The organism is uncultured Acetatifactor sp., assembly GCF_948601915.1.
Classification (GTDB): Bacteria; Bacillota; Clostridia; order Lachnospirales; family Lachnospiraceae; genus Acetatifactor.
This window is the reverse complement of sequence record NZ_CAPDXS010000063.1, coordinates 1-6,593: the sequence shown is the minus strand read 5'-3', so window position 1 is coordinate 6,593 and position 6,593 is coordinate 1. Positions and strand designations below refer to the sequence as shown.

General features: G+C 36.3%; 6 protein-coding genes. All 6 read left to right on the top strand.

Going from position 1 to position 6,593, the window contains the following annotated elements:
* Nucleotides 1-127 precede the first annotated feature (127 nt).
* Entirely contained in the window at nt 128-892 is a 765-nt protein-coding gene (locus Q2B33_RS12235) for a hypothetical protein (protein WP_300570677.1), read from the top strand.
* 39 nt (nt 893-931) lie between these two features.
* Nucleotides 932-2,053 (top strand): glycosyltransferase, encoded by a 1,122-nt coding sequence (locus Q2B33_RS12230; RefSeq protein ID WP_300570680.1) that lies wholly within the window; start codon nt 932-934, stop codon nt 2,051-2,053.
* 141 nt (nt 2,054-2,194) lie between these two features.
* The gene (locus Q2B33_RS12225) at nt 2,195-3,418 is read left to right on the top strand and encodes a glycosyltransferase (RefSeq protein ID WP_300570683.1); all 1,224 of its coding nucleotides are present in this window, start codon (nt 2,195-2,197) and stop codon (nt 3,416-3,418) included.
* Between the two features lie 18 nt (nt 3,419-3,436).
* A complete protein-coding gene (locus Q2B33_RS12220) occupies nt 3,437-4,621 on the top strand; it encodes a glycosyltransferase family 1 protein (RefSeq protein WP_296456655.1) in 1,185 nt (394 codons plus the stop codon).
* A 1-nt stretch (nt 4,622) separates the two neighbouring features.
* The gene (locus Q2B33_RS12215; protein WP_296456659.1) at nt 4,623-5,822 is read left to right on the top strand and encodes an EpsG family protein; all 1,200 of its coding nucleotides are present in this window, start codon (nt 4,623-4,625) and stop codon (nt 5,820-5,822) included.
* A gap of 41 nt (nt 5,823-5,863) precedes the next feature.
* Nucleotides 5,864-6,593, top strand: a 730-nt coding sequence (locus Q2B33_RS12210) for a glycosyltransferase (protein ID WP_300914054.1), incomplete at its 3' end; no start/stop codon positions are given.

Below are 6,593 nucleotides of genomic sequence, written 5' to 3'. Positions count from 1 at the left end.
GCCTTACATGTCAGTTAGGCGAACTATTTGAAGGCTGGCAGATGAAGCGAGAGATTCGGCTTGATGGTTTAGTTGTCCTATAAGGGAACAAGCTACAGGGACGGATATGAGGTGGGAAGTGTCAGAGATGAGCAAGAAGCATGACGGGGAGCAAAAACAGCTTTTTATTGTCGAGTATTATGACAGGATGCGAGAATTGGGATGCTTTACTTTACAGGATGTCACTGAGATGGTGGGGGAGCGGTCAGCCGTGACTTATCTGGTGAATGATTATCAGAGAAAGGGTTACATCGACAGAATCCACCGGAATCTGTATACAGTGATGGATACGGAAACGGAGGAGCCGGTGCTGACAAGGTATCAGATTGGAAGCAGACTGTTTTCGGATGGATATGTGGCCTTGCGCAGTGCTTTCGAAGTGTGGGGATATGCGCCTGGCGTGAGGAACGAGGTCTTTGTGGCGACAGAGACAAGGTTCACAGATTTTCGATACAATGGAGTTTTCTACCGCAGGGTACATCCTAAGCCGAAGGCTGATACAGTAGGGGTAGGTGGAAGCCTAGTGACCAGTCTGGAGCAGACAGTGGTGGACAGCCTTTACAACTTCGAGGGGGAGGCGGGACTGGAGGATGTGGTGGAATGCATTATGCGTCTGCCTGGACTGGATGAGGACAAACTGTTGGAATGTCTTGAGCGGTATGGGAACGGATATCTGTACCAGAAGTGTGGCTATGTGCTGGAGCAACTCCAAGAGTATGTGAAGCTGCCAAGTTCGTTTTACAGGGAGTGCAGGGAACACTGCGCCAGTACGGTGCGGTATATGGTGAAAGGTGCGGACGGTTTAGTTTATCACAAGGGGTGGGGAATTTATGCGCCGTATCTCAAGGATTGAAAGGTCAGGATATTGGGTTCTTGAAGGAGAGATAGGGACATGAAACGAGTCTTGCATGTATCGAAGTATTATTATCCGTTTCGTGGGGGCACGGAGCAAATCGCTCAGAACTGTGTGAACTCGTTTGTGGGTAAGTATGAGCAGAAGGTTATTTGCTTTAATGATAATGATGAAGATAAGACTGATGCGGTTGATGGCATTGAAGTAATCCGTTGTGGCGTATTTAAAACAGTTGCTTCACAGGGATTGTCGAGGAGTATAGGGAAGAAATTAAAGGAGACAATCGATGCGTTTGTCCCTGATATCATCATTTTCCATTATCCGAATCCTTTTGTGGCTCGTTATCTTCTGAAATACATACCAAAATTCTGCAAATTTGCTATTTACTGGCATCTTGATATCGTAAAGCAGAAATTTTTGAAACAGTTTTTTATTAGGCAGAACAGGAGGTTAGTGGAGCGAGCTGATGTTCTAATTGCCACGAGTCCTCCATATGTCGAGGGAAGCCCGTGGCTGAGAAATGTCAAAGAGAAGTGTAGGGTTGTTCCGAACTGTATTAATGTAGAACGGTTGCAAGAATCTCCAGAAGTTGAAAGGAAGGCGGCAGAAATTCGAGCAATAAATAAGAACAAGATTATCTGTCTCGCAGTAGGCCGTCATACAGAGTATAAGGGCTTTAAGTATCTGATTCAAGCGGCTCATTTGTTAGATGATAGGTTTCAAATTTATATTACTGGTAAAGGTGAAGAAACGGAGAATCTTAAAGCAGAGGCAGGGAATGATAAGAAGATTCATTTCTTGGGGTTAGTAGATGATGTGGTATTGAAAGGGTATCTTACAGCAATGGATATCTTTTGTTTTCCATCTATTACGAAGAATGAAGCGTTTGGGTTGGCTTTAGCGGAGGGTATGTACTATGGGAAACCGGCTGTGACATTCACAATTCCGGGGTCTGGAGTTAATTATGTTAGTTTGGACGGGAAGACTGGTCTTGAAGTAGAGAACCGGAATGTGGAGAAGTATGCTGATGCATTGAAGAAATTGGCGAGTGACAAGGATATGAGAATTCGAATGGGAGCAGTCGGTAAGAAGCGCGTTGAGGAGAACTTTTTAAATACACAATTTAAGGGAAATATTTTGAAGGTTATCAATGAGTTGTGATATCCATATCTATTTGGTGCTATTGCGAACTGTGAAGATTATGAATGGCTATTTCCCTGAAGAGTTTGAGGAAAACAAACGGTTCAATTACAAGGGATGTGCACATAAGCTGTTGCTTGTAAACAAGGATAGATAAATTGTATGAATAATTGCAATAAAACAAAGCATATAAAGAACGACAATTTTGAGAACAATAATGAATATATTGCTGACCAAACTTCACCAATGAGAGTTCTTCATTATATTAAGCATCTGGAAACAGGTGGAGGAGAAAGCCTCGTATTCAACATTTATAAGCATATTGATAGGAAAAAGATTCAGTTTGATTTTGCTGTTAATACAAAGAAAAAAGAACGCTTGGATGAGCAAATTATGGAAAGGGGTGGAGGTATATATTCTATTATTAACTCAGAACCTAAAATCATTTTTTTTAAATTGATAGCAACATCAGCAGGACTAAGAAAACTGTTAGCTAGTCAGCACTACGATATTATACATATACATTGTTCAAATGGTCAGGGACTGTACTATTCAAATTTAGCAAGACAATACGGGGTAAAAAATGTTATTTGTCACATACATAATACGAGTGTTGTTGGAAAATTTGAGAAGATAAAGACAATTGTACACAAGTATTTTAGAAATAAATATATGAGTGCGCCAACAGAATACATGGCATGTTCAATGTCTGCTGCAAAGTGGCTTTATGATGAGGAAGTTATTAATGGAAAATATTTCAAAATTCTGAAGAACGGAATAGATGTAGACAAGTTTAGGTTTTCTGAGGCTGATAGGGATTTGATTAGAGATAGGATTGGGTTCCAAAACAAAAAAATACTTTGCACAATTGGCAGGTGTGTAAAGGAGAAAAATCAAATATTTGTGTTAAAGATGCTTGAAATTCTAATCAAGATTGATCAGGATTTCAGATTAATACTTATTGGCCAGGGTGAGCTAGAAGATAAGCTACAAAATTATGCTAAATCAAAAGAAATAGATAAATATATAGCATTTATTAAGAGCACAGATGAAGTAGAAAAATACCTTAGTGCAAGTGATTTTTTCATATTATCATCGTCATCATCAGAAGGTTTAGGTATTGTTGCTATTGAGGCTCAGGCGAATGGACTACGGACAATAGTATCTGATAATGTTCCGAGAGACGTTCTTATTACCCCATATAGTTATCAATTGAAACTAGCTGATGGCGAGCAAAAATGGACATCAGAGATTCTCGGCATGATAGGGGAAAAATCAGTTGATATTGATAGGTATGAGGCAGGGAAATATGTAAAAAGAGCTGGATATGAGATTGCTGAAGTCTCATCTGAGCTGGAAAGGCATTACCTTCGCTTGGAACATTAGTAAATTGGAGAATATGTTATGCAACATCATAAGACGATTTATGTAGATGTAAGGAAATCTTTTTCTTTTACTGAATCCGGAAAATATAATGGTGGGAATAACTACACACGAAGATTGGTTCAGGAATTGTTGAAAAGAGAAAATTCTGGTGAGGAACTGCAAGTAAAACTAATTTGTTGTGAGAAGTCAAGAGATGTTATTAGTAGCTTGTTCCTCACAAAAATCGGTAATATCATAAGTTTGAATGGAATCCATGAATTAAAAATAAACGCTGAAGATATATATTTCTGTCCACACATTAATGATTCATTGAAATATGCAAAAGAACTAGAAACATTTCGAAGGAATAATCCTCAAACTAGAATATGTTTAACTATTCATGACCGTAGGCATAAGGAAATGGGCTATGATAAATATGATGGGGTGCTCAAAGAAGGAGTTAAAGCGAATCCTATTTTGCTTGCATTAGGAAGGAATATTCATTCATTAGAGATAGAATTAGCTTTAAAGCGGATTGTGGCTTGCGCGGATTCGATATTTACAGTATCGAATTATTCAATGCAAAGTCTAAATAGAATCAGAGGAGTAAGAGATATAAAGTATTATATTCAATCTGTTGCATTTCCGGACAACGATTATAGCGAACATACGGTTAAAATGAAATATATACTATTTGTCAGCGCTGGGCGACCTGAAAAAAACTTTATTAGAGCATTAAAAGCATTTGAAATGTATGTAAAAGAAAAAAATGATAGAAAATTAAAAATGATTGCAACAGGTATAAATGATTGTCAAGCTTCAGCAATAGTTAGACATAGAATAGTTGATGATAGTATTCTTCATGCCCAAGTTGAATTAAAAGGATATGTAACAGATGAGGAATTGGATTATTTATATAGAAACTGTTATTTTTTGTTATTCCCATCTCATAACGAAGGATTTGGTCTTCCTGTGCTTGAGGCTCTGATGAGGGGAAAGCCTACGGTTGCTTCTAATAAAAGTTCGATACCAGAGATTGCAGGTTCCGCGGCTGTATATGTTAACCCAAAATCTGTAGAATCTATATATATGGGCATTATGCAGATGATTGAACGATATCAGAAGATGTGCATATATGCAGAAAAAAGAAGAGAAATAGTAGTCGAGATGGTGAAATTGGATAATACTATTATGATTGATGATTTACTTTTGGAGACAAAATAATATGAATTTGTTCTTGTCTGGATTGCTTTATTTAACCGTTATATTTGTATCCGTCTTTTTTGTTTATATAAGTGAGAGAAAGGGAAAGTCATGTGGAAAGACTTCTGTTTATTCGACTAATAGGAATATAACAGCTGTAAACAGAAATAAACATGGTTCTATAAAGAACATAATACCACTTGTTATTGCAGTAATACTGCCGTCAATATTAGCTGGTTTACGCTCAGACGAAATTGGGACCGATGTATTAGTTTATGGAAAACTAATGATGCAGGAGGCAGATAGGGTATCATCTTTTGCAGAATTAAACAGAATCGATACTACATATACTGAATATGGTTATAGATTTTTTGCATATTTGATTTCTAGGATATTTAATGGAACGGGATGGCTTTTATTTTATACAGAGATTTTGATTCTTGGATGTGTGATTTATACCTTATATGCCTTTAAAGATGATATTTCGATGTGGAAAGGATATGCCTATTATATGTTTTGCCAATATCATGTTTCGTTGAACTTGATGCGGCAATCCATGGCTATTGCAATTCTTTTAGTTTCTTTTTGTTATTTAAGAAGAAATAAATATTTAAAATTTTTAGTTAGTTCTTTGATAGCCACAACTATTCATTCTTTTTCATTAATAATTGCAATCTTGATGTTGATAATTTGGTTGGTGAAAGATTCAATCAAAACACGGCATCGAAAAAAACTCTTTATTACTTTTAGCATTGGCTTAGTGGTATTTTGGCAATATATTGTTATATTTTTATCGAGAATTCTAACGGGACCGTTGTATAGGTATGCCCGATATTTGGTGGACAATAATAGCTCATTCGTACCTTTACATGCTGTATTAACATCACCATCGTTTTTGATTAATTTGTTCTTTTTTATTACTGCCTATATTACAATGAATAATCAAAAAAATGACAGTAAAGATTATGACAATGTTTTATTTTTTTATTCTGTGTTAGGAATAGTAGGTACATTCTTGCAGGTATATCTAACAATAATGTATAGATTGGGAATATATTTTATCGCTTTTAATAATATTTATTTGCCTAGAGTATTAGAAATGCGGTCTCGATTAAGCAAAAAGAATCGGTCGATAATTTATGTATTATTATTTTTCTTATACTGGTTGGCAGACTGCATGTTAAGCGGACATTCATCTACAGCAATTTATTTGTTTCGATGACATTTAATTATCAGAGATAATCAAATGTAGGAGGTAAGCTAATGATATCAGTAGTAATGCCAACATATAAAACAGAATGGGAAACTGTGGAGAAAGCAATAGGAAGTGTTGTTAAACAATCCTTCCAGGATTGGGAATTGGTTTTGGTCGATGATAATCCTCAAGATTCTCCACTAAAGTTAAAAATAGTATCAGAGATTAAAAAATATGATAGCAAAAAAATTCATTTGTTGGTTAATGATACAAATCGGGGTGCAAATTATTCTAGAAATAGAGGAATTGAGGCATCGATTGGGGAGTATATAGCCTTTTTGGATTCTGACGATGAATGGGATGAGTACTACTTGAAATTGATTGAAGAGGCAATAGGGCAATATAATCCAGATATCATTTCAAGCAAATATCGTTATGTTACAATTGATGGGGAATTCTTATCATCAGAACAAAGAAATTATGAGGGTAATATGTATCGTGATTTGATATATGAAGACTGTATTGGACCAACAAGTGCAGTTGTAATAAGAAAAGACATGGCAATGAAAGTGGGATTGTTTGATGAGAATCTGTCTGCAAGACAAGATTACGATATGTGGATTAGAATGTCAAAGATTGGAGCAATTACGCATTATAATAGGATACCTTCATTGAGCATATACCGAATTGGAGGAGATACCATAAGTACTAGAGGACTTATTGCCGTAGAGGGAACAGAGAAAGTACTGAAAAAAATATTAAGAGATTCTATTACCATAGGAGAGGAAAGCAGAATAA

Excerpts from the sequence above, each read along its gene's own strand:
- Q2B33_RS12235 (WP_300570677.1), top strand. The coding sequence starts at position 128 with ATGAGCAAGAAGCATGACGGGGAGCAAAAACAGCTTTTTATTGTCGAG.
- Q2B33_RS12230 (WP_300570680.1), top strand. The coding sequence starts at position 932 with ATGAAACGAGTCTTGCATGTATCGAAGTATTATTATCCGTTTCGTGGG.
- Q2B33_RS12225 (WP_300570683.1), top strand. The coding sequence starts at position 2,195 with ATGAATAATTGCAATAAAACAAAGCATATAAAGAACGACAATTTTGAG.
- Q2B33_RS12220 (WP_296456655.1), top strand. The coding sequence starts at position 3,437 with ATGCAACATCATAAGACGATTTATGTAGATGTAAGGAAATCTTTTTCT.
- Q2B33_RS12215 (WP_296456659.1), top strand. The coding sequence starts at position 4,623 with ATGAATTTGTTCTTGTCTGGATTGCTTTATTTAACCGTTATATTTGTA.